This window comes from Streptomyces sp. NPDC052079 (assembly GCF_040680275.1).
Classification (GTDB): Bacteria; Actinomycetota; Actinomycetes; order Streptomycetales; family Streptomycetaceae; genus Streptomyces.
The window spans coordinates 520125-543115 of record NZ_JBFAWL010000001.1 but is presented as its reverse complement, the minus strand read 5'-3'; the positions used below and the strand labels follow the sequence as shown (position 1 = coordinate 543115).

Below are 22991 nucleotides of genomic sequence, written 5' to 3'. Positions count from 1 at the left end.
CTCGGCGGGAACGTCAGGGGACGGCTCCGGGAAGACGTCAGCGCCCGGCTCGGCGGGAACGTCAGGGGACGGCTCCGGCGAGGCCTCAGGGGCTGGCTCGACGCCGGGGGACGGCTCGGCACAAACGTCAGGGACCGGCTCAGCAGAAACGCTGCGGGTCTGCTCCGGGGAGGTGTCAGGGCCCGGCTCAGCAGAAACGCCGGGGGACGGCTCGGCCGAAGCGTCGGGAGTCGGCTCGGCAGACGTGTCGGGGCCCGGCTCCGGGGCCGGGGGCGCCGGTTCCTGTGGCTCTGTGCGTTCCATGCCGGATCACCCCTCGCCCGGGCGACTCCCCCGGGGCAGTCGCGTTGTTGATGTTGCGGGGGAGGACGAGGGGAACGGCTGTTCCGGTTGCGATCACCCGGCGGTGGGAGCCCGGCGTATGTGCTGGTGGCCGTCGAGGGGGAAGGCCGGCGGGGCGGCGGGGAGCACACCGTACAGCGCGAAGCCGCTCTTCTCTGCGACGCGGCAGGAGGCCGTGTTGTCGACCTGGTGCAGCAACTCCAGGCGGGTCAGGCCCTGGTGCGCGAAGGCGCCGAAGGCCCAGTCGGCCAGGGCCGTGAGAGCGCGCGGGGCCACTCCCTTGCCCCGTGCATGGGCCGCCGTCCAGTAGCCGACCTCGGCGGAGGAGGAGGGCGTGGCAGGGCGCTTGAGGACGACGTTGCCCGCCGGCCGGGCGTCGGATGCCCGGGGCTCCTGCACGGCGAACGCGAAGCGCTCACCGGTCTCCCAGCCGCGCTGCTGCTCGGCCACCCAACGCGCCGCGCTCGGCTCGTCGTGCACGGGCGCGGCCGCCCAGCGGCGCAGGGCCTCGTCCTGGTACAGCTCGGCAAGGACCGCCGCGTCCTCCGGGGCCCAGGGACGCAGCACGAGGGTGCCGGCCGTCAGGCGTACCGGAGTTGCCGGGGTGAGGTGCATGGCGCACAGCGTACGCACCCCGCCGGCGTCTCGTCAGAACAGGCTCAGCAGGGCCTCCGCCGGGTCGGTGAGGGTGGTGTCGGTGCCGGGGAGGGGGAGTTCGAACCACACCGTCTTGCCGCGGGGGGTGCGGCGGGAGCCCCAGGCCGCGCTGAGCAGGCCCACGAGCTGGAGGCCGCGGCCTCCCTCGTCGGTGTCCCGGGCCCTTCGGCGGCGGGGCTGGACCAGGCCGGCGTCCCAGACCTCGCAAACCAGCGTGCGGTCGAGGAGGAGGCGGAGTCTGATCTCTCCCTCGCCGTACCGCAGGGCGTTGGTGACGAGTTCGCTGACCAGGAGTTCCGTGGTGTCGACCAGCGGCTCCATGTCCCAGTCCATCAGCTGGGCCCGGGCGTACTCACGGGCCCGGCCCACGCTGCGGGGCTCACGAGGCAGGGTCCAGTCGCCGACGGAGTCGGCGGGCAGTCCCTGGACGCGGGCCATCAGCAGGGCGATGTCGTCCTCGCCGTGGTGGGTGTCGAGGGTGTTGAGGACGTGGTCGCAGACGTCCTCGAGGGGTGCGGAGGGATCCGTCAGGGTGCCGACGAAGGCCTGCAGGCCCTCGTCGAGGGGGTGATCGCGGCTTTCGACCAGTCCATCCGTGTAGAGCGCCAGCAGGGCGCCTTCGGGTAGTTCGACCTCCACCTCCTCGAAGGGCTCCCCGCCGACGCCGAGCGGCATGCCGGGCGGCACGTCCAGCATCAGCGCGGACTCGCCGGGTTCGACCAGGACGGGCGGCAGATGGCCCGCGTTGGCGAAGGTGCAGCGCCGGGTCACCGAGTCGTAGACGGCGTAGACGCAGGTCGCCAGGTACACCTCGGACAGGTCCGCCTCGCGGGGCCTGCGGGCGGCTCTGGTGGCCTGCTGGACGCCTCCGGCGAAGGCCTGGGAGGGGCGGCCGCCGGGGGCGCCGAGCCCCCGGGCGATCTCGTCCAACTGGGAGAGCACCTCGGCGGGTTCCAGGTCGAGCTGGGCCAGGGTGCGTACGGCGGTGCGCAGTTCGCCCATCGCCACGGCCGCGCGCAGCCCGCGTCCCATGACGTCGCCGACGACCAGCGCGGTGCGGTGCCCGGGCAGTTCGATGACGTCGAACCAGTCGCCGCCGACCTCGCTGGGCCGGCCGGTGGCCACGTTGCCGGGCAGATAGCGGCAGGCGATGTCGAGGCCGGAGGCCTCCGGGTCGCCGGGCGGAAGCAGGGAGCGCTGCAGTATCAACGCGCGTTCGTGCTCGCGCCGGTACAGCCGGGCGTTGTCGATGCAGACGGCGGCCCGCGCGGCGAGTTCCACCGCGAGGTCGCGGTCGCGGTCGCCGAACGGTTCGCTGCCCTTGGTGCGGGCGAACTGGGCAAGGCCCACCACGGTGTCGTGGGCGACCATCGGCACCGCGAGCGTGGACTGCACCAGGCCGCCGTCCTCGCCGGGGACGGTCTGCGGGCGTGCGGTGCGCAGGGCGTCGGCGCAGGGCGAGTTGAACGCGTAGTGGTGGACGGCGCCGAGCTTGACCGGCTCCCCGGTCCCGCTGAACGGCGCGTCGGAGACCGCGCTGGCGAAGGCGACCCTGCGCACCTCCGCGCTGCCGTCGGCGAGCCCGGGCGGAGTCTCGTCGCCGGCCAGCAGGCCCTGGTAGAGGTCGACGGTGGCCAGGTCGCAGAAGCCGGGGACGACCACGTCGAGGAGCTGGCGGGCGGTGGTCTCCAGGTCGAGGGAATTGCCGATCCGGGCGCCCGCCTCGTTGAGGAGGGCGAGATTGCGCCGCGCGGCGGCGGCCTCCCGGGCGGCGGCGCGGCGGGCCGTGATGTCGGTTCCGAGCCAGGCGATGCCGATGGGCCGGCCGCTGCCGCTGTGCACGCGGTAGAGGTTGATGGACCAGTGGCGGCGCTCGTCGGAGCCCGGGACGAAGCCCGTGACGTGCATGTCCGTGATGGAGTTGCCGGTTTCCAGGACCCGGCGCAGGGTCGCCTCGACCCGCTCGGCCTCCCCGCGCGGCAGATAGTCGTACACGCCCTTGCCGCGGTGGTCGTCGGGGGTGCCGCCGTAGATGGACGCGAACCGCTCGTTGGCGCGGCGTACCCGCAGGTCGGGGTCGATGAGCAGGAAGCCGAACGGAGATTGGCCGAATATGGCCTGCGAGGCGGCGAGGTCGGTCTCGATGCGGCGCAGGGTGCGGACGTCGACGACGATGCAGACGGCGGCCCTCTCACCCTCCTCGGTCCGCGTCGGCATGACGTAGACCTCGGCGACGCCCTCCCGGTCGCGCTCGTCGGCCACCAGTGTGTCCGGCAGCCGGAATGGCACCACTCCGGTCCACTCGCGGCCGTCGAGGATCTCGGCCATCTTGCGCTGGCTGCGCTCCCGCCGGACGGGTTCGACGAACGCCTCGATGGGGTCCACGCCGACGGCGCGCTCCGCGGAGATACCGAAGATCTGCTCGGCGCGCAGGCTCCACTGGTCGACCAGACCGTCCGGGCCGATGGAGAAGGAGGCCACCTTGATGTAGTCGTACATGGAGCCGGGCGGACTGCTCTGCCACATGCCGTCGCCGGATGCGGCATCGCCGGGGAGAGGGCCGTCGGCGGCCCTTCCCCTCGCGCCGCCCGTCGAGTCCTCGGACTCCGTGGCCTTCGCTGGTATCTCGCTCACGCGAACCGTCCCCTCCAGCTCACCGCGTCCGGCACCGGTCACCGGGGGCGGCTGCCCGCAGTATCCAGCACTACGGCGCCGCACGACACGGTGTTCACGATCACAGCACGGTCCCGATGCTTTTCGGTCCGCGCCGTGAGAACACTCCCAGTCTTCTAACCAGCGGACACGTCGTCGAACCCCCCTCTTCGACATCCTCCACAGGCCTGAACCGGTCACTCGACGGAAGGGTGCGCCGCGTACATCAGTGAACGCCCGTGCGAGGTCTCATCCGGGCACCGCCAGTTCGAACCACACGGTCTTGCCGGCGCCGCCGGGCCGGGTGCCCCAGCGGCGGGAGGCGGAGGCCACGAGATGCAGTCCCCGGCCGCCTTCGTCATCGGGCAGGGCGTCGCGTTCGTGCGGAGGGTCGGGGAGCGGGTCGGAGACCTCCACCCGGAGGACTTCGTCGGGGCCGGAGGGGCGGACGAGGCGCACGCCCACGGGGCCGGTGGCGTACCGCAGGGCGTTGGTGACGAGTTCGCTGACCAGCAGGGCGGCCAGGTCGCCCACGCTGTCGAGACCCCACAGCCGGAGCTGGTCACGGACGGCGGAGCGGGCGGCGCGCACGGCTCCCGGGTCCGCGTTGAAGGTCCACGCGGCCCAGTCGCCGTCGCTGTCGGTCACGCGGATCACTTCCCTGCCGAGGGAGTGAGGGAGTCCCGTGAGGAGGCCCACCCATGTCCGGTTTCATGGCGTTAATGGGCACATACCCGATATCCCGGACCGAGTACCCCGTCGACGGCGCATCGTGGCACGTATGGCGCGGGAGGGCGCCCACGCTCCGTCACCCCCGCGTCCGTACGCCGGAGTCACGCTTCACACGCCCTCGCGCAGGCCGAGGTGGGCGAGGGTGTCCCGGACGGCCGGCACATCGTGGTCGAGCCAGTCGACGTCCCAGATCCGGCCGGGGGTGAGCCAGCGCAGCTCGTCGTGGTCCTGGAGGGGTTCGGGAGCGGCGGACCCGGGGCGCAGCCGCGCCGTCCACACCTGCAGCACATACGGCTCCCGCAGCGCCCACTCCCCCGGCACCCGCTCGGCCGCCTCCGCGTCGACCCCGAGCTCCTCGCGCAACTCCCGTACGACGGCGGCGTCCGGGGCCTCTCCCGGTTCGACCTTGCCCCCGGGCAACTCCCAGCGCCCGGCCAGCTCGGCGGGCGCACTCCGGCGGGCGGCAAGCAGCCGCCCCTCGTGCCACAACGCCGCCCCGACCACCACGACCCGCTCACTCATACTCCGGAGCCTACGGGAGACACGGGCCGGGACCCGCCGACGGCCGGGTCAGTCCGCGGAGTTTCCGTTCTGGCTGATCCGCTCGACCCAGTAGAGCTGCCTGTGTTCTCGCCCGTCGAGGCTGTCCGCGATCTTCTCCGCCTCGGCGCGGGTCGCGTACCTGCCCACCCGGTAGCGATTGCCGTTGTCGTCCTGACGCACGACGAGCCAGGGAAGTGTCACCGTGCCCTCGTTCATCGCTCCCCTCCACTTCCCGCCCGCGGCCTGTGCCGCGCCCCGCCCGGTAAGGAAACCGCAGTCCGCATATGCCCGAGCCTACGCCTTACCTTCACTGAGCGAATACGCCTTTTCACAAAGAGGCACGCAACCGGCCAGTACGCAGGGGGCGCACGGTGCTCACTGCGCCGTGCGCGAGGGCCGACACATCCGGTCAGCGGCATACCGCCCGGCGCGCCCCGCTCCGGGGGCGACCTGCGAGAACGGCCAGATTGCTACGGCTGCGGGCCCCGGTGCACCGCGCCGCGCGCCGGGGCGGACGCGGAGCCGGGGGCGCGGAACGGGCGCGAGGGGGTGGTGGGGCGGGAGCGGGACGGGACGGCGCTACTTCACCGGAAGGTGGTAGGAGGCCCGGTAACGGTCGGCGGGAATGACCACGTCCGCCGTCTCCACCGGCCGGCCGGAGGCGAAATACGTGCGCTGGATGACCAGGACCACATGCCCGGGGACGCCGCCCAGCAGGGCCAGTTCCTCGGCGAGGCCGGGACGGGCGCCGACCTCCTCGGTGACGTTGTCCACGATCACGTCGATGGCGCGCATGCGCTCGACGACGCCCATGCCGCCCAGCGGCCCCTCCTCGGGGAGCATCACCGGGGTCCGGCCGGTGAGGGCGAGCGGCTCCCAGGAGGTGGAGAGCATCATCGGCTCGCCCGCCTCCCGGAAAAGGTACTTGGTGCGCATCACGCGGTCACCGGGCTCGATGGCGAGCCGGCCGGCGATGGCGGTGCCGGCGTCGGCCTGCTCGCTGCTGGACTCCCAGGTGCCGCGGGCACCCGCGTCGGCCTGCTCCTGACGAAAGGGCGTGGCCCCCCGCTCCGGACGGAACCCCGAGCGGGCCACCCGCCGGGGCACCGGACGCTCCCGCACATACGTCCCCGACCCGGAACGGCCCTCGACGAGTCCCTCCGCCATGAGCACCTTGCGCGCCTCCAGCGCGACCGTGTCCGAGACGCCGTACTCCTCGCGGATCCTGGCCTGGGAGGGGAGCCTGGTGTGCGGTGGCAGTCGGCCGTCGACGATCTTCTTGCGGAGATCACCCGCGACGCGCAGGTACGCCGGCTGCTCACCGAATGTCACGGGCCACTCCCATCAGCTTGTACAGACAGCTACAGCGTGGCAACCGTAGGTTCTGCCAGGCAAGCAAAGGCCAGAGAATCACTCGATGTGATGACATCTGTTGCGGGAGGGCTTTACCCAGGCACTTTCTCCCCGCTATGGCGCCGGTCACACCTCCATGTCAGCGCTTTCCACCTCGCGCCCCGCCCCCATCGTCGTACGCGGCCGGCGTCTCGGTCGGACCGGGAACGTTGCATGCGGTGACCGAGAGGAAGCGATCGGTCACGTCCCGGCCCGCGTCGGTGTGGGCGCGCGGTGACGCGCCTCGCCCCCGGGAACCTTTCCCGGGGGCGAGGGTGTGCCCGTTCGCCGGGCGGATGCGCGTCAGAACTGCAGGGCCCAGCCGTTGAGCCGGCCGCTGTCCCACCACGCGTTGTCGCTGACGCGCAGCTTCCAGGTGCCGTTCGCCGGCTCACCGGAGGCGTCGACGGTGTAGGTGGTACGGATGTCGTTGGCGCTGCCGCCGGTGCCGTACGGCTTCAGCGTGTACGCCGTGCCGTCGGGGGCGATCAGCTGGACCTGGAGGTCGCCGATGTAGGTGTGGGTGATGTCGACCTCGACGGCCAGGTTCGAGGGCGCGTTGCCGGAGACGCCGGAGACGGTCACCGGGGACTCGACGGTGGAGTTGTCGGCGATGGTGTAGTCGCTCGTGTTCTCGAAGCGGTCACCGGTGGGGGGCGGGGTGGTGTCCCCCTCGCCCACGAACAGCAGGCGGTTGGGCGATCCGCTGCCCGGGTTGCCGACAACGCCGGTGGTGGCGGCGGAGGTCAGCGCGGAGGAGACCTGGGCGGGGGTGGCCGAGGGGTGGTCGGCCAGGTGGAGGGCGGCGGCGCCGGCGACGTGCGGACTCGCCATGGACGTACCGGAGATGGTGTTGGTGGCCGTGTCGCTGGTGCGCCAGGCGGAGGTGATGGAGGAGCCCGGAGCGAAGAGGTCCAGGACGGAACCGTAGTTGGAGTAGCCGGCGCGTGCGTCGCCGGAGGCGGTGGCGCCGACGGTGATCGCCTCGGTCACCCGGGCCGGGGACTTGGTGGAGGCGTTGGTGGATTCGTTGCCGGCCGCGACGACGAAGGTGACGCCGGAGGCGATGGCGTTGCGGACGGCCGCGTCGAGGGCGCTGTCCGCACCGCCGCCGAGGGACATGTTGGCGACGGCCGGCTTGACCGCGTTGCGCGCCACCCAGTCGAGGCCGGCGACGACTTGGGCCGTGGTGCCGGAGCCGGCGTCGTTCAGCACCCGGACGCCGACCACCTTCGCCTTCTTCGCCACACCGTAGGAACTGCCCGCGACCGTGCCGGCGACGTGCGTGCCGTGGCCGTGGCCGTCCTGGGCGGTGTTGTCGTTGTCGATTGCGTCGTAGCCGTAGGACGCCCGGCCGCCGAAGTCGTTGTGGGTGATGCGGACGCCGGTGTCGATGACGTACGCCGTCACGCCCTGCCCGGCCGAATCCGGGTAGGTGTACGCGTTGTTGAGCGGAAGGTTCCGCTGATCGATGCGGTCCAGGCCCCAGGAGGGCGGGTTGGGCTGGGTTCCGGTGACATGGAAGGTGCGGTTCTGGACCACGGCGGCGACGGCCGGGTCGGCGGCAAGACGTTTCGCCTCGGTCTCGGAGGCCTCGACCTCGTAGCCGTTGAGCGCCTTGGTGTAGGTGCGCTCGATGTCGGCGCCGTACTTCTGGGCCAGGGCGCGGCCCTCGGCGGAGCCGGAGCGGGCCTCGTCGGCCTTCAGGGTCACGATGTAGCTGCCGGCGACGGCGTTGGCGGCGCCCGCGTACTGGATGCGGCCTTCGGGAGCGGCCGGAGCCGCGCCCACGGGGAGAGCGGAGACCAGGCTCGCGACCAGGGCCGCCGTGGTCGCGGCGCCCAGGGTGGCCAGTCTTCGCCGGGGGTGACGCATCACTGTCATGTGAGGGTTCCTCCTCAGTCGGTGGTGCGCGTGCTGTGGGGGCTGGTGCGGTCGGCGCACGTGTCGCGCGTGTGGCGAAACGAATCAGCCACTGACAGGATCATGTCAACATCAGCAACCAAGTCCGTGCGTCAGCCGAAAGATTGAGGGGTCCACAGGACTTGCACAAGGGCCCTGCACCAATGTGATGGGCCGGGGCGACGACAACACGACACCGGGCGGCCCGCCCCTGCGAGGCGGGCCGCCCGGTCGCGCCGGAGCGGCCGTCAGTCGTCGAAGGCCGTGGCGCGGGTGCGCTTCTCCCAGGCCAGGACGTCCTCCCGGACCTGGTCGAGATGGCCGAGGACCGCGCCGACACCGTCGTCACCGAGCGGCAGCCGCAGGGGCGCGTCCTCCGCCTCCAGGGCGGCCAGGATGAGCGCCGCCGCCTTCGCGGGATCGCCGGGCTGGGTGCCGTCACCGGCGGCGACGGCCGCGCGGGTCTCGCCGACGTTGGCGTACACGCCGCTGTCGGGGCTGACCCCCGCCCTGCGGGTGTCGAACAGCGACGTCCGGAAGGAACCCGGCTCGACGATCAGCACCCTGATGCCGAACTCCCGCACCTCGTCCGCGAGCGCCTCCGACATGCCCTCCAGCGCGAACTTGGTTCCGCTGTACGCCCCGAAACCGGCGAAGGACATCTGCCCGCCCATGCTGCTCATCTGCACGATCGCCCCGGAGCGCCGCTCCCGCATGCCCGGCAGCGCGGCCCGCACAAGCGCGGCGGGCCCGAAGACATGCACATCGAACAGCTCGCGCAACTCCTCGTCGGCGGTCTCCTCGAACGCCCCCACATGCGTCCGGCCCGCATTGTTGACCAGTACGTCGATCCGCCCGTGCCGCGCCACGACGTCCCGCACGACGGCCTCGTCCTCCTCGACGTCGGCGACGTCCAGCCGCAGCGCCTCCACCTGGTCGGGGTGGGCCGCAACCAGGTCGTCCAACGCCTCGGGCCGCCGCAGCGCGCCGACCACCACATCACCGTCGGCAAGTGCCGCCTCGGCAATCGCCCGCCCGAACCCACTGCCGGCTCCCGTGATCAGCCACACCTTGTCCATCCCGGCTCCTCGCGCCTCGACTGCCCTCCGTCTCGAGAACCACCCTGCCGCCGCGCGGCATCTCCGCTACTCCCTGGCCGTGGCAGAGGAACTGCACTTCACCCGTGCGGCCGAGCGCCTGCACGTCTCCCAGCCGACCCTGAGCAAGTAGATCCGGGCGCTGGAGTTCCGGCGCGACCGGCAGGGCGTGGTGCTCACCCCCACCGGCACGGAACTGCTGCCGCACGCCCGGCGCGTGCTGGAGACGTAGGAGGAGGGGTCCGCGGCGGTGGGACGGGCGCGGGCGGCGCAGCGCAGCACTTCACCGCCGTAGGGATAGGGCCTCATGAGGTGGCGGCAGCTCCGATCGTTCCACTGTCCCCCGCCCTGGCCGCGGGCACCGTACCGTCACTCACCAGCTCCATGACCGCGTCAGTGTGTTCCCTGATCAGATAGTCCATGGCGTGCTCGGTCGACGACTGGTACTCAAGCTGCTCGCTGTAGAAGCGGAGCCGCTCCTGCGCGTCCTCGATGATCTCGCCCCAGGTTCGTACCCTGATCCGGTACGTGGGCTGGTTGACAGCACATCCAGGCATCCGGTCCTGCTGGTGCGCGAGTTGGCGAAGACCGTCGTCCATGGCATTGCCCACCAGCCAGAAGTCCCAGGTCACTTTGGGGTCCCGGAACCTGTCGTCGTTCATGACCGCTTGCGCATAGCTGTTGATCTGCGTGAACTCGGACATGCTGAGCGTGACATTCGACCTCTTGAGTTCGATCACGAGATGGTGACGCTCCCCTTTCCGCTGCCAGGCAGCACGGGACAGCATGAGGTCGACGATCCCCCGACTCCCGTCCTCTCTCAGAACGGGGGCCGGTGCAGGTGTGTCCCGATCGAGAAGACGACAGTGCTGTCTCAGCACCTCATTCAGACTGCGGTCGCTGACGTGCAGCGCGTACTCCTCACCAAAGATCCAGCACTCGTTCTCCAGGATCCGGTGCAGCTCGGTGCGTTCCTTGACCCGCCCCTTGGCCACGGGGTCAAAAACGAGGTGCTCCAGAGCGGACAAGAAGTCGAGGCGTCCAGTCGTCGCAGTGGATGCCTTGATCAGGGCCGATAGCGGCGTACGGTCCAGCAGCCGGCTTAGCTCCGCCTGCTCCTGCTTGGAGAGCGCGAACAGTTCCTCGGCGATACGGAGCACTTCGCCCGGCTCGTGGGTCAGGACGGAACGCAGAAGCGCGAAGGACACCTTCTGCGCCCTCTTGCTTGCCGGCAAGTGCCGGACGACCGCGGTCGCCACGGCGTCGAAGGTCTCGCGCTCGGCGCGCTCCTGGTCGTTGGCGGGCTCGCCGGTATAGGGGTAGAAGCCCTCCGCGCGCCACGAGTCGACAAGCTCACGACGGCGCTCGTCGGCGCGGGAACGGAAGTGCTCACGCATACGCTCCCGGGCTTCGGCCAATACCTCGGCAGCGGGCCCCTCCGGGGTCCAATCGGCGAAGGCGAGGTCGCCGACCGAATCATCCTCGAAACCCGACCAGGACAGGTAAGCCGTGAAGTGGAAGCCCGGAGCCTGGATCTCCGGCTTCAGCTGCGCCAAGGACATACCTCGGCCGTCGCAGAGGAACAGAGCCCGGGAGTACGGACGCGACCACTCGATGATCTTCAGCTGCGCCGCCGGGTGAGAACTGCCCGGCGGAGCCGCCACCTCATACGTATCGACGTGAACCTGTTCCGACGCCGGGTCCAGCCGCGTCCCGTCGTACGTGATGCAGATGTCCGGATACGCCTCCAGATGGAGCGCGAAGGCAGCAGTGAGCGCGGTACGGGCGGCGTCCTCGGTCAGCTTCTGGAGGTCCTCCCCGCCGAACGCCTCGAAGATCGTCCCCGTCGCATCGGCCGTCGGCTCGGGATCGCTGACGTCGAACTCGTCCATGGAGTCGCGATCGGACTCGATGACCACGCGCCGGCGGATCCCCTGCATCCCGCTCACGCTGGTCCAGCGAACCTCGCTACCGAGCGCGAAGGCCCCGACTCGGCCTCGCCCATTCTTGCCGTGCAGCACGCGTTTCTTGACCTCGCTGAACTGCGTGCGCTTCTTCCAGGACGTACCGATCTGCTCGAAGTAGTCGCTGCACTTCTCCGCCGCGATACCAGTGCCGTCGTCGATCACGGCGACCCGGTCGACTCCACCGAAGTCGTTGCGCTCAAGTGTCACGGTGACAGTCTCGGCGTCCGCGTCGAGAGAGTTCCAGATCAGCTCCTCGACGGCTCCCACAGGATGACGCAGGCGTGCCAGCTCCTCGACGTGCCCCCGCCCGACGGTCAACCGAAGCTTCGCCATGAGGTCAGCACCCTCCGCGTCATCGTCATCTGATGGGACCAAGAGGGAAGCGGGACGCCTCCCCGATCTTTAACTCGGATACCTGATAAACGTCACTCGATATTTTCGAGCGACGGGATTGCGTCCACTATGTCTCTGGGCTTCAGGGCAGAGATAAGACTGTTGCCGCGGAGAAGGCCCCGTCCTCACACAAGTAGTCCTCGCTGCACTCAACGCCCTGTCCATGGCTGGTCAGAGAGCGGTGCGGCATTCAGGCGATCGTACCCCCACCCCCGCTCTCACCTCTGGCTCTTCACGCCGCCTGCCGCAGCGCCCGCAGCGCGGCGCCGAGTTCTGCCTGATTCACGCTGCTCCGTGCTTCCCCCCAATCGGTGAAGGGCACCGACATGGCCAGGGCGACGCTTCGATACGTCGTGTACTCAAACTCCTCGCCCGTGGTCTACGCCCCCGGGGTCGGGACGACCGTCGGCCTGGTGAACGCGCCGTTCTCGTCGGAGATGAGCACCACAGGCTCGCGGCCGTGGAAGGCACAAGGTGGAGAACCGAGCGGCCAGGCCTCGTACGGTGCCTCCTCGTCCCGTGCTCCGGTGAATCCGCAGGAGAAAACAGGAAGGGCCAGACCCGAAGATCTGACCCCTGACCTGGGAATTCATGCCCCGACTAGCCACTTCAGCCGGTCAAGGAATCAGCCGCTACACGTTAAAGCGGAACTCCACCACGTCGCCGTCCTGCATCACGTAGTCCTTGCCCTCCATACGCGCCTTGCCCTTGGCGCGGGCCTCGGCCACCGAGCCGGTTTCGACCAGGTCGGCGAAGGAGATCACCTCGGCCTTGATGAAGCCCTTCTGGAAGTCGGTGTGGATGACTCCGGCGGCCTCGGGGGCGGTGGCGCCCTTCTTGATGGTCCAGGCGCGGGACTCCTTGGGACCGGCCGTGAGGTAGGTCTGCAGGCCGAGGGTCCGGAAGCCGACGTGGGCGAGGGTGGCGAGGCCGGGCTCGTCCTGGCCGACGGACTGGAGGAGCTCGAGGGCCTCGTCCTCGTCCAGCTCGGCGAGGTCCGCCTCCAGTTTGGCGTCGAGGAAGATCGCCTCGGCGGGGGCGACCAGGGCGCGCTGCTCGTTCTTGAAGTCCTCGTCGATCAGCTCGTCCTCGTCGACGTTGAAGACGTAGAGGAACGGCTTCGTCGTGAGGAGGTGCAGGTCGTGGAGGAGCTCCGCGCGCTCGCTGCCCTGGACGACGCCGTGGGCGAAGAGGGTGTCGCCCTTCTCCAGGATCTCCTTGGCCTCCTCTACCGCCTTGACCTTGGGCGCGATGTCCTTCTTGATCCGCGACTCCTTCTGGAGGCGGGGCAGCACCTTCTCGATGGTCTGGAGGTCGGCGAGGATCAGCTCGGTGTTGATCGTCTCGATGTCGCCCTTCGGCGAGACCTTGCCGTCGACGTGGACGACGTTCTCGTCCTTGAAGGCGCGGATGACCTGGCAGATCGCGTCGGACTCACGGATGTTCGCGAGGAACTTGTTGCCCAGGCCCTCGCCCTCCGACGCGCCGCGCACGATGCCCGCGATGTCGACGAAGTCGACCGTGGCCGGAAGGACGCGCTGGGAGCCGAAGATCTCCGCCAGCTTCGTCAGGCGCGGGTCGGGCACGCCGACCACGCCGATGTTCGGCTCGATCGTGGCGAACGGGTAGTTGGCCGCCAGCACGTCGTTCTTGGTCAGGGCGTTGAACAGGGTCGACTTGCCGACATTCGGCAGACCGACGATTCCGATCGTGAGCGACACGTTGCGACTTCCCGTACGTGAGGATGGGGGATGAGGGTCGGCCCTCGGGGCCGTGTGGACCGATCCACCAGTCTACGGCGTGCCCGCACTCGCCCGGGCGATGCGTCGGACGTCCGGCCGAGCTCCGGTTCCCGGCGTGTCTGATGGACCGTTCGGCACATAAAACGACCTAAGTTGGTCCAGTGGAGCAACACAGGACGCGACCCGCGCAGTACGGACCGCGACGTGACCCGGCGCCCGGGACGTCCAAACCGTCCAGGCCGTCCCGGCCGGTCAGGCCGCCGCTGCCGCCGCAGGCGGGGCGGACGGCGGCGGGCGGGGTCGCACGGTCGACGCGGCCGGACCGGCCCGCCCGTGCGCCGCAGCGCCGGCCCGCTGCCCCGTCCGCGGTCCGCAGGCCGCCCAACCCGCGGCTCACCGGGCTGGGCAGCGGGCTGTTCTGCGGGGCCGTGATGCTGGTCGTCGGACTGCTGACCGAGGCACTCTTCGGGGCGTCCCAGACGGTGTACGGCGTGCTGTACCTGCCGGTGTGCGTGCTGACCGCGCTGTGGGTGCGCGAGGGGAACCTGTTCATCGCGCCCGTCGTCGTGCCGATCGCCTTCGCCGTGGGGATGGTCCCGGTCGCCAAGGAGGGCGAGGGCGGCGCACTGGACCGGCTGATGGGCATGGTGACGGCCCTGGCCACCCAGGCCGGGTGGCTCTACGGCGGCACGCTCGCCGCGTGCGTGATCGTGCTGGTCCGCAGAGTGCGCCGGGTGCGCGCCGTCAACCGGCGCCTCGCGCGGAGCCGCCCCCGTCCGTAAGGGGCTACACGCCCGTCGCCGCCCGCATCGCCGCGCCCACGATGCCCGCGTTGTTCTGCAGCTGGGCGGGGACGATCTCCGCCTTGATGCCCTTGATGTGGGGCAGAAACTTGTGGGACTTGCGGCTGACGCCGCCGCCGACGACGAACAGCTCCGGCGAGAACAGCATCTCCACGTGGGCCAGGTACTTCTGCACCCGGTGCGCCCACTCCTCCCACGACAGGTCGTGGTCCTCCCTGGCCTTGCTGGAGGCCCGCTTCTCAGCGTCGTGGCCGTTCAGCTCCAGATGGCCCAGCTCGGTGTTGGGGACGAGGACGCCGTCCACGAAGAGGGCGCTGCCGATGCCGGTGCCGAAGGTCAGCATGATCACCGTGCCTCGATGGTGCCGCCCGGCGCCGAAGTGCATCTCGGCGACACCCGCCGCGTCCGCGTCGTTCACCACCGTCACCGGCAGGCCGCCCAGGCGGTCACCGAGCAGCACGCGCGCGTCGATGTCGACCCAGCCCTTGTCGACGTTGGCCGCCGTACGGATGGTGGCGCCGTTGGTGACCACGCCGGGGAAGGTGACGCCGACCGGACCGGTCCAGCCGAAGTGGTCGACGACCTGCTTGACCCCGTCGGCCACCGCGTCCGGCGTCGAGGGGTGCGGGGTGAGGACCTTGAAGCGCTCCTGCGCCAGGTCCCCCTTGTCCAGGTCGACCGGGGCACCCTTGATCCCGGATCCGCCGATGTCCACGCCGAAGATCTGCATGTCCCCACGTTACGTCGAACGACGGACCGTCACGAAAGGCGGCCGCGCGGCCGCCGTCGTGGCATCACATCACCGTCACTCGGTGGAACCGGCACCGGTTCCCGTGCCGCCGCGCCCGGCCACCAGGGTGGCGGCCTCGTCGCGCAGATCGCGGCGGAGCTCCTTCGGCAGGGAGAAGACGATCGACTCCTCGGCCGCCTTGACGATCTCGACGTCCTCGAAGCCGCGCTGCGCCAGCCACTCCAGCACCTGCTCGACCAGGATCTCCGGCACCGAGGCACCCGAGGTGACGCCGACCGTGGAGACGCCCTCCAGCCAGGCCTCGTCGATCTCGTCTGCGAAGTCGACCAGATGGGCCGCGCGGGCGCCGGCCAGCTTGGCGACCTCCACCAGCCGCTTGGAGTTGGAGGAGTTGCGCGAGCCGACCACGATCACCAGGTCCGCCTCGGCGCCCATCTGCTTGACCGCGAGCTGACGGTTCTGCGTGGCGTAGCAGATGTCGTCGCTGGGCGGGGAGATCAGCTGGGGGAACTTCTCCTTGAGGGCGTCGACGGTCTCCATGGTCTCGTCGACGGAGAGGGTGGTCTGGGAGAGCCAGACGACCTTCGACGGGTCGCGGACCTCGACCTTGTCCACGTCACCGGGGCCGTCGACGAGCTGGATGTGGTCGGGGGCCTCGCCGGAGGTGCCGATGACCTCCTCGTGGCCCTCGTGGCCGATCAGGAGGATGTCGTAGTCGTCGTCGGCGAAGCGGACGGCTTCCTTGTGGACCTTGGTGACCAGCGGGCACGTGGCGTCGATGGTGGCGAGCCGGCCGCGCCGGGCCTCCTCGTGGACGACGGGGGCGACGCCGTGCGCGGAGAACATCACGATGTTGCCCGGAGGGACCTCCTCCGTCCGTTCGACGAAGATCGCGCCCTTCCTTTCCAGCGTCTGCACCACGTACTTGTTGTGCACGATCTCGTGCCGCACGTAGACGGGGGCCCCGTACTGTTCCAGGGCCTTCTCGACGGCGATCACCGCGCGGTCCACACCCGCGCAGTAGCCACGGGGGGCGGCGAGCAGGACACGGCGGCCAGGCGAAGCTGTCATGCCTCCCATCGTAAGGGCCCTGTCCACGGGGTCCGGTCACGGTGCGTTGTCAGTGGGGCGCACTACCCTCGCGGCATGGCTGTCAATACGTCTGCGGAAGCTCCCATCCCGGTCGGGGAGGTGTCGCGGCTCATCGGCGGGTGGATCGACCGGCTCGGCGCGGTGTGGGTGGAGGGGCAGATCACCCAGCTGTCGCGGCGGCCCGGCGCCGGGGTGGTGTTCCTGACGCTGCGCGACCCCTCGTACGACATCTCGGTGGGCGTGACCTGCTACCGGCAGGTGTTCGACGCCGTCGCGGACGTCGTGAGCGAGGGCGCGCGGGTGGTGGTCCACTGCAAGCCGGAGTGGTACGCGCCGCGCGGGCAGCTGTCGCTGCGGGCGGCGGAGATCCGGCCCGTGGGGGTCGGGGAGCTGCTGGCCCGGCTGGAGCAGCTGAAGAAGACTCTCGCGCGGGAGGGGCTGTTCGCGCTGGAGCGGAAGAAGCCGCTGCCGTTCCTGCCGCAGCTGATCGGTCTTGTGTGCGGGCGGGCGTCGGCGGCCGAGCGGGACGTGCTGGAGAACGCGCGGCACCGCTGGCCCGCCGTGCGCTTCGAGGTGCGCAACGTGGCCGTGCAGGGGGTGCACGCGGTGCCGCAGGTGGTCCAGGCGGTCAAGGAGCTGGACGCGGTCGACGAGGTGGACGTGATCGTCGTGGCGCGCGGCGGCGGCAGCGTGGAGGACCTGCTGCCGTTCTCCGACGAGCAGCTGGTGCGGGCGGTGGCGGCGTGCCGGACGCCGGTCGTGTCGGCGATCGGGCACGAGCCGGACAATCCGCTTCTCGACCATGTGGCCGACCTGCGTGCCTCCACGCCCACCGACGCGGCGAAGAAGGTGGTGCCGGACGTGGGCGAGGAGTACGAGCGGGTGCGGTTGCTGCGCGACCGCGCGCGGCGCTGCGTCGAGGCGCTGCTGGACCGGGAGGAGCGCGGGCTCGGCCACGCGCTGGCCCGGCCCGCGATACAGGATCCGCACCGGATGATCGACGGCCGGGCCGAGGAGGTCACCGCGCTGCTGGAGCGGGGACGGCGCTCGCTGCGGCACCAGCTGGACCGGGCGGACTCCGAGCTGACGCACACGCGTGCGCGCGTGGTGGCGCTGTCCCCCGCGGCGACGCTGAAGCGGGGGTACGCGGTGCTCCAGCGGGCGGACGGGCACGCGGTGCGCGCTCCGGGCGAAGTGGAGGCCGGTGAGGAGCTGCGGGCGCGGGTGTCAGAGGGGGAGTTCACGGTACGGGTCGATGCGTAGGGTGGCGGAATGACCAGCAAGACGGAAACCGGGCAGACGGCGGGGATGGCCGAGGCGCTCGGGTACGAGCAGGCGCGGGACGAGCTGATCGAGGTCGTACGGCGGCTGGAGGCGGGCGGGACGACGCTGGAGGAGTCCCTGGCGCTCTGGGAGCGGGGCGAGGAACTGGCCAAGGTGTGCCGGCGCTGGCTGGACGGGGCACGGGCCCGGCTGGACGCGGCGCTCGCGGAGGAGGCCGGGGCGGAGGAGGCCGGGGAGTCCGGGGAGGCCGAGGAGGGCTGAGCCGGGTGGCGCCGGATGGGCAAAGAGGGCTCACTCGGTGCGCAGGGCCTCGGCCATCTCCGTCAGCTGCCCGAACGACGCCGTGCCCGTCACGACTGTGGTCGAGCCCTCGGTGTCCTCCAGGACCAGCGCGTCGTAGTGGTCGCCCTCGTAGCGCGTCCACGTCCTGCCGTCGATCTGCTGGGTGGCCTCGGTCTTCGCCGCGCCCTGCGTGGTGTCCTCGATGAACGCCGCTCGCTTGCCCGCGGACTGCTCGACCGCCACGTACTCCCCGTCGGGGGCGTGGAAGCCGAGGTGCCAGGCGTCGGCCTCGGCGCCCTGGAAGCGGACGGAGGTGGGCTTCCACGCCTCGGGCAGCCCCTCCGGCGCGGCCACGGGATAGGAGGCGGCCCGGCGGGCCGTGAGCAGGTCGACCCGGTAGTCGACCCGCTTGATGTCGGGTTCGCCGTCCTCGTGCGGGATGAACAGCCAGACGACTCCCGCGGCGAGCACGATGAGAGCCAGGGAAAGGATCATGTCCCGGGCCGATTTCTGCATGCTGCTCGTTCCTGCCACGCCCCCTATCGTCGCAGGTGCCCGAAGCGCTCATCCGTGGGGGGCCCTGCTCATTTTGTCTATCTGACGATAGAGTCATGAGTCACACCCTCATCCGGCCGTCGTCGTACAGAAAGGTGCGCTCCGATGACCGAACACCATCACTTGCCGTCCGAGCTTGATGTCCCCTCCGAGGCCCCCGACCGCAACCTCGCCCTGGAGCTCGTACGGGTCACCGAGGCAGCGGCGATGGCCGCGGGCCGCTGGGTAGGGCGCGGTGACAAGAACGGCGCCGACGGTGCCGCGGTGCGCGCCATGCGCACCCTCGTCTCCACCGTCTCGATGAACGGCGTCGTCGTCATCGGCGAGGGGGAGAAGGACGAGGCCCCGATGCTCTTCAACGGAGAGCACGTGGGCGACGGGACCGGGCCCGAGTGCGACATCGCCGTGGACCCGATCGACGGCACCACGCTGACCGCCAAGGGCATGACGAACGCCATCGCGGTGCTGGCCGCCGCCGAGCGCGGCTCCATGTTCGACCCGTCGGCCGTGTTCTACATGGACAAGCTGGTCACCGGACCGGAGGCCGCCGACTTCGTCGACATCGACGCCCCGGTGAGCGTGAACATCCGCCGGGTCGCCAAGGCCAAGCGGGGCACCCCCGAGGACGTCACCGTGGTGATCCTCGACCGGCCGCGGCACGAGGGCATCATCACGGAGATCCGGGAGACCGGCGCGCGCATCAAGCTGATCTCCGACGGCGACGTGGCCGGCTCGATCCTCGCGCTGCGCGAGGGCACCGGCATCGACCTGCTGCTCGGCGTCGGCGGCACCCCCGAGGGCATCATCTCGGCCTGCGCCGTGAAGTGCCTGGGCGGCACCATTCAGGGCAAGCTGTGGCCGAAGGACGAGGAGGAGCGGCAGCGGGCGATCGACGCGGGGCACGACCTTGACCGGGTGCTGACCACGGAGGATCTGGTCACCGGGGACAATGTGTTCTTCGTGGCGACCGGGATCACCGACGGTGAGTTGCTGCGGGGGGTGCGGTATCGGTCGGAGACGGCGACGACCGATTCGATCGTGATGCGGTCGAAGTCGGGGACGGTGCGGAAGATTGACTCCGAGCACCGTTTGAGCAAGCTGCGGGCGTATAGCGCGATCGATTTCGATCGGGCTAAGTGACGTCGCCGTCGCGTAGTTCCCTGCGGGGTGCGTAGTTCCACCCCGGCGCTGAAAGGGCGCCCTCTGTGCGGAGGGGGTGCCGTCGGCGCGTGGGTGGGTGCGGCAGGGTTTGTGGCTGGTCGCGCAGTTCCCCGCGCCCCTCAGGTGTGAAGTTCCACCCGGCGCTGGAAAGGGGCGCCCCCTGTGCGGAGGGGGTGCCTTCGGCGCGTGGGTGGGTGCGGCAGGGTTTGTGGCTGGTCGCGCAGTTCCCCGCGCCCCTCAGGTGTGAAGTTCCACCCGGCGCCGGAAAGGGGCGCCCCCTGTGCGGAGGGGGTGCCTTCGGCGCGTGGGTGGGTGCGGCAGGGTTTGTGGCTGGTCGCGCAGTTCCCCGCGCCCATGAGGTGTGGAGTTCCACCCGGTGCTGATAGGGCGCCCCCTGTTGGGGGCGGGCCGTTAGCCCGCTGCTGCTATGCGGGGCTGGCCGGTTTTTTTCAGTTCCATTTCGCGGCGCCTGCGGCGGGCCAGGACTACGCGGCGTTCCGCCGCGGTGAGGCCGCCCCAGACGCCGTAGGGCTCGGGCTGGAGCAGGGCGTGCTCGCGGCACTCGACCATGACGGGGCAGCGGGCGCAGACCCGCTTGGCCGCCTCCTCGCGGGAGAGCCTGGCGGCGGTGGGCTCCTTCGACGGTGCGAAGAACAGCCCCGCCTCGTCGCGCCGGCACACGGCCTCCGTGTGCCAGGGGGCGTCCTGGTCCCTCTCCCGCGCTGCCGCTCGCTGGGCCGGAACGGCGGCTACCTGCAGGGACGAATGCGGCGGTTGCAGCACGGTCTACTCCTGACGACGGCTTCGCGAGCGAGAGACGATGCAGCAAGGCTTACCCGATGTACGCGCGCCTATGCACTGAGTCCCCGACCGGACTCCGCCGGTGCCGGGTCAGTGGCCGAGATGCCTGCGCCTGCTCTTGTGGACCGTGCGCTGCACCCGGTCGTGGATGTCCGCGACGAGCTTGCCGCGCCGGGGCCGCGCCTCGACGCTGCCCAGCACCGCCCAGCCGTCGACGTAGACCACCGGGGCCTCCTCGTCGGTCGCGTCGAGGGTGTCCACCTCGAAGGCGCCGAGCACACCGCCGCCGGTGCCGCGCAGCGACACGTTCTCCGGGACGCGGATCTCGACGCTGCCGAAGACGGAGAACGCCTTGATCATCACCTGCTGGTGGTCGAACAGCGCCTCGCTGAGGTCGATCTCCACGCTCCCGAAGACCGCGTACGCGTGGATACGGCGGCCGGTGCGCCAGCGGCCCTTGCGGGCGGCGGCGCTGAACACCGCGACCACGTTGTCGTCGGGGTCCACGGGGATCGCGCCCACGGTGGGGCGGCTGGGGGCGGAGGAGTGGGCCGCGCGCTGCTGGTGGGCTATCGGCAGGTCCTGGACGAACACGTCCAGCTCCCCCACCGTCTTGGCGGCCAGCACGCCCTCGACGCGCTCCGCATGCTCGTCGGCGGTCAGCCGGCCCTCGGCGAGTGCCTCGCGCAGGAGGTCGGCGATACGGTCCCGGTCGGCGTCGGAGGCGCGCAGCTCGGCGGCCCCCGCCCCGGTGTCGGGTGCGGAGTCCGGCTGCTGGGCGTGCTTCTGAAGGTCCACGGCAGCAGCGTACCCAAACGCGATAGATCGCGACTACCCTCCGGGGCGGACAACTGAGGACAACCTCACGGTTTCGCCGCCGAAGGCAGGTTCTACGCTGTTGAGCGCCCGCCAACGGAGGCGGGTGGTCTTCCGTCGAGTGAGGAATGGGCGAGATGCCTGAGTTCGAGTACGCCGATCTGCTCCCCATGGGAGAGGACACCACCCCCTACCGGCTGGTGACCTCCGAGGGTGTGTCCACCTTCGAGGCCGACGGACGGACGTTCCTCAAGGTGGAGCCGGAGGCGCTGCGCAAGCTCGCGGAGGAGGCCATCCGCGACATCCAGCACTATCTGCGCCCCGCCCACCTGGCGCAGCTGCGCCGGATCATCGACGACCCGGAGGCGTCGGGCAACGACAAGTTCGTCGCGCTGGACCTGCTGAAGAACGCGAACATCGCGGCGGCGGGCGTGCTGCCCATGTGCCAGGACACCGGCACGGCGATCGTCATGGGCAAGCGCGGGCAGAACGTGCTGACGTCGGGACGTGACGAGGAGGCCCTGAGCAAGGGCATCTACGACGCGTACAAGAACCTGAATTTGCGGTACTCGCAGATGGCTCCGCTCACCATGTGGGAGGAGAAGAACACCGGGTCGAACCTGCCGGCGCAGATCGAGCTCTACGCGACGGACGGCGGGGCGTACAAGTTCCTGTTCATGGCCAAGGGCGGCGGCTCGGCCAACAAGAGCTTCCTCTACCAGGAGACCAAGGCCATCCTGAACGAGGCCTCCATGATGAAGTTCCTGGAGGAGAAGATCCGTTCGCTGGGCACGGCCGCCTGCCCGCCGTACCACCTGGCGATCGTGGTCGGCGGTACGTCGGCCGAGTACGCGCTGAAGACCGCGAAGTACGCCTCCGCGCACTACCTGGACGAGATCCCCTCCGAGGGGTCACCCCTCGGGCACGGCTTCCGCGACAAGGAGCTGGAGGAGAAGGTCTTCGAGCTGACGCAGAAGATCGGCATCGGCGCGCAGTTCGGCGGCAAGTACTTCTGCCACGACGTGCGCGTGGTCCGCCTGCCGCGGCACGGCGCGTCCTGCCCGGTCGCCATCGCCGTGTCCTGCTCCGCCGACCGCCAGGCCGTAGCGAAGATCACCGCCGAGGGCGTCTTCCTGGAGCAGCTGGAGACGGACCCGGCGCGGTTCCTGCCGGAGACCACGGACGAGCAGCTGGACGAGTCCGGCGACGTCGTGCGGATCGACCTCAACCAGCCGATGAAGACGATCCTCGCGGAGCTCACCAAGTACCCGGTGAAGACCCGGCTGTCGCTGTCCGGCCCGCTGGTCGTCGCGCGCGACATCGCGCACGCGAAGATCAAGGAGCGGCTGGACGCGGGCGAGGAGATGCCGCAGTACCTCAAGGACCACCCGGTGTACTACGCCGGCCCCGCGAAGACCCCCGAGGGGTACGCGTCCGGGTCCTTCGGGCCGACCACGGCCGGGCGGATGGACTCCTACGTGGAGCAGTTCCAGGCGGCCGGCGGGTCGTTGGTGATGCTGGCGAAGGGCAACCGCAGCAAGCAGGTCACCGACGCGTGTGCCGGGCACGGCGGCTTCTACCTGGGGTCCATCGGCGGTCCCGCGGCCCGGCTCGCGCAGGACTGCATCAAGAAGGTCGAGGTCGTCGAGTACGAGGAGCTCGGCATGGAGGCCGTCTGGAAGATCGAGGTCGAGGACTTCCCGGCGTTCATCGTCGTGGACGACAAGGGCAACGACTTCTTCCAGGACCCCTCGCCGCAGCAGCCGACGTTCACGTCGATCCCCGTGCGGGGGCCGGGGCTGGCATAGCCCTCCGGGACGGGCGGGGGACGGTTCTTCCGTCCCCCGCCCGCCCCGTACCGGTCTGACGTTCCCTCAACCCGCTGTCCGGATTACGGACTTGGTGTGCTTCTTTCGGACAATGCGGGTTCCGCCCTGCCTTTTCCGTTGACGGTATCAACTATCGCTGCGAATCTTCTTCCCGTCACTCCGACATGCACATGCCATGTCAATCCTTGCGTGGCTCAC

20 protein-coding genes and 1 pseudogene are annotated in these 22991 nt (G+C 70.4%); 6 read left to right on the top strand and 15 right to left on the bottom strand.

Going from position 1 to position 22991, the window contains the following annotated elements:
• Positions 1 to 396 precede the first annotated feature (396 nt).
• The 8 genes from AB0L56_RS02685 to AB0L56_RS02650 all read right to left on the bottom strand — a co-directional run bounded on the left by AB0L56_RS02685 (position 397) and on the right by AB0L56_RS02650 (position 9299).
• A complete protein-coding gene (locus AB0L56_RS02685; RefSeq protein WP_365418145.1) occupies positions 397 to 957 on the bottom strand; it encodes a GNAT family N-acetyltransferase in 561 nt (186 codons plus the stop codon).
• A 33-nt stretch (positions 958 to 990) separates the two neighbouring features.
• Complete coding sequence (locus tag AB0L56_RS02680) at positions 991 to 3633, bottom strand: SpoIIE family protein phosphatase (RefSeq protein ID WP_361022185.1); 2643 nt, start codon at positions 3631 to 3633, stop codon at positions 991 to 993.
• 267 nt (positions 3634 to 3900) lie between these two features.
• Positions 3901 to 4308, bottom strand: a complete 408-nt coding sequence (locus AB0L56_RS02675) for an ATP-binding protein (protein WP_361022182.1) — start codon at positions 4306 to 4308, stop codon at positions 3901 to 3903.
• 183 nt (positions 4309 to 4491) lie between these two features.
• The gene (locus AB0L56_RS02670; protein WP_361022179.1) at positions 4492 to 4905 is read right to left on the bottom strand and encodes an NUDIX domain-containing protein; all 414 of its coding nucleotides are present in this window, start codon (positions 4903 to 4905) and stop codon (positions 4492 to 4494) included.
• Between the two features lie 48 nt (positions 4906 to 4953).
• Entirely contained in the window at positions 4954 to 5142 is a 189-nt protein-coding gene (locus AB0L56_RS02665) for an SPOR domain-containing protein (protein ID WP_361022176.1), read from the bottom strand.
• Between the two features lie 363 nt (positions 5143 to 5505).
• The gene (locus tag AB0L56_RS02660; protein WP_361022173.1) at positions 5506 to 6258 is read right to left on the bottom strand and encodes a GntR family transcriptional regulator; all 753 of its coding nucleotides are present in this window, start codon (positions 6256 to 6258) and stop codon (positions 5506 to 5508) included.
• A gap of 363 nt (positions 6259 to 6621) precedes the next feature.
• Positions 6622 to 8202, bottom strand: coding sequence for a S8 family serine peptidase (locus AB0L56_RS02655; RefSeq protein WP_361022170.1), 1581 nt, complete (start codon positions 8200 to 8202; stop codon positions 6622 to 6624).
• Between the two features lie 266 nt (positions 8203 to 8468).
• On the bottom strand, positions 8469 to 9299 hold the full coding sequence (locus AB0L56_RS02650) for an oxidoreductase (RefSeq protein WP_361022167.1): 831 nt from the start codon (positions 9297 to 9299) through the stop codon (positions 8469 to 8471).
• Here AB0L56_RS02650 and AB0L56_RS02645 point away from each other — a divergent pair.
• Positions 9298 to 9546, top strand: a pseudogene (locus tag AB0L56_RS02645) (LysR family transcriptional regulator); the annotation flags it as partial. The gene AB0L56_RS02650 and the pseudogene AB0L56_RS02645 sit on opposite strands and share 2 nt — an antisense overlap.
• A 76-nt stretch (positions 9547 to 9622) precedes the next feature.
• Here the strand turns inward: AB0L56_RS02645 and AB0L56_RS02640 are convergent.
• Together AB0L56_RS02640 and ychF are read right to left on the bottom strand one after the other, a co-directional pair.
• Positions 9623 to 11617, bottom strand: coding sequence for an ATP-binding protein (locus AB0L56_RS02640; RefSeq protein ID WP_365418138.1), 1995 nt, complete (start codon positions 11615 to 11617; stop codon positions 9623 to 9625).
• 692 nt (positions 11618 to 12309) lie between these two features.
• Positions 12310 to 13398, bottom strand: a complete 1089-nt coding sequence (gene ychF, locus AB0L56_RS02635; protein ID WP_361022141.1) for a redox-regulated ATPase YchF — start codon at positions 13396 to 13398, stop codon at positions 12310 to 12312.
• Between the two features lie 182 nt (positions 13399 to 13580).
• Between ychF and AB0L56_RS02630 the strand changes: the two genes are divergently transcribed.
• Positions 13581 to 14201: a DUF6542 domain-containing protein gene (locus AB0L56_RS02630; RefSeq protein WP_365418134.1), complete on the top strand. Its 621-nt coding sequence runs from the start codon at positions 13581 to 13583 to the stop codon at positions 14199 to 14201.
• Positions 14202 to 14205: 4 nt separating this feature from the next.
• On the opposite strand, the gene ppgK is transcribed toward AB0L56_RS02630, so the two are convergent.
• Both ppgK and AB0L56_RS02620 read right to left on the bottom strand, forming a co-directional pair.
• Positions 14206 to 14952 (bottom strand): polyphosphate--glucose phosphotransferase, encoded by a 747-nt coding sequence (gene ppgK, locus AB0L56_RS02625; RefSeq protein WP_361022138.1) that lies wholly within the window; start codon positions 14950 to 14952, stop codon positions 14206 to 14208.
• A 75-nt stretch (positions 14953 to 15027) separates the two neighbouring features.
• Positions 15028 to 16053: a 4-hydroxy-3-methylbut-2-enyl diphosphate reductase gene (locus tag AB0L56_RS02620; RefSeq protein WP_365418131.1), complete on the bottom strand. Its 1026-nt coding sequence runs from the start codon at positions 16051 to 16053 to the stop codon at positions 15028 to 15030.
• Between the two features lie 66 nt (positions 16054 to 16119).
• Here AB0L56_RS02620 and xseA point away from each other — a divergent pair, with 66 nt between their 5' ends.
• Positions 16120 to 17328, top strand: coding sequence for an exodeoxyribonuclease VII large subunit (gene xseA / locus AB0L56_RS02615; protein WP_365418128.1), 1209 nt, complete (start codon positions 16120 to 16122; stop codon positions 17326 to 17328).
• Between the two features lie 9 nt (positions 17329 to 17337).
• The gene (locus tag AB0L56_RS02610) at positions 17338 to 17610 is read left to right on the top strand and encodes an exodeoxyribonuclease VII small subunit (protein WP_365418125.1); all 273 of its coding nucleotides are present in this window, start codon (positions 17338 to 17340) and stop codon (positions 17608 to 17610) included.
• A 30-nt stretch (positions 17611 to 17640) separates the two neighbouring features.
• Here AB0L56_RS02610 and AB0L56_RS02605 read toward each other — a convergent pair whose 3' ends face one another.
• On the bottom strand, positions 17641 to 18147 hold the full coding sequence (locus AB0L56_RS02605) for a DUF4245 domain-containing protein (protein ID WP_365418122.1): 507 nt from the start codon (positions 18145 to 18147) through the stop codon (positions 17641 to 17643).
• Positions 18148 to 18291: 144 nt separating this feature from the next.
• Between AB0L56_RS02605 and glpX the strand changes: the two genes are divergently transcribed.
• Complete coding sequence (gene glpX / locus AB0L56_RS02600; RefSeq protein WP_361022123.1) at positions 18292 to 19326, top strand: class II fructose-bisphosphatase; 1035 nt, start codon at positions 18292 to 18294, stop codon at positions 19324 to 19326.
• Positions 19327 to 19758: 432 nt separating this feature from the next.
• On the opposite strand, the gene AB0L56_RS02595 is transcribed toward glpX, so the two are convergent.
• Positions 19759 to 20130, bottom strand: coding sequence for a WhiB family transcriptional regulator (locus tag AB0L56_RS02595; RefSeq protein WP_361022120.1), 372 nt, complete (start codon positions 20128 to 20130; stop codon positions 19759 to 19761).
• A 108-nt stretch (positions 20131 to 20238) separates the two neighbouring features.
• Entirely contained in the window at positions 20239 to 20946 is a 708-nt protein-coding gene (locus tag AB0L56_RS02590; RefSeq protein WP_365418118.1) for a DUF1707 domain-containing protein, read from the bottom strand.
• A gap of 155 nt (positions 20947 to 21101) precedes the next feature.
• On the opposite strand from AB0L56_RS02590, the gene AB0L56_RS02585 reads away from it, so the two are divergent.
• Complete coding sequence (locus AB0L56_RS02585) at positions 21102 to 22772, top strand: fumarate hydratase (RefSeq protein ID WP_365418116.1); 1671 nt, start codon at positions 21102 to 21104, stop codon at positions 22770 to 22772.
• Positions 22773 to 22991 lie beyond the last annotated feature (219 nt).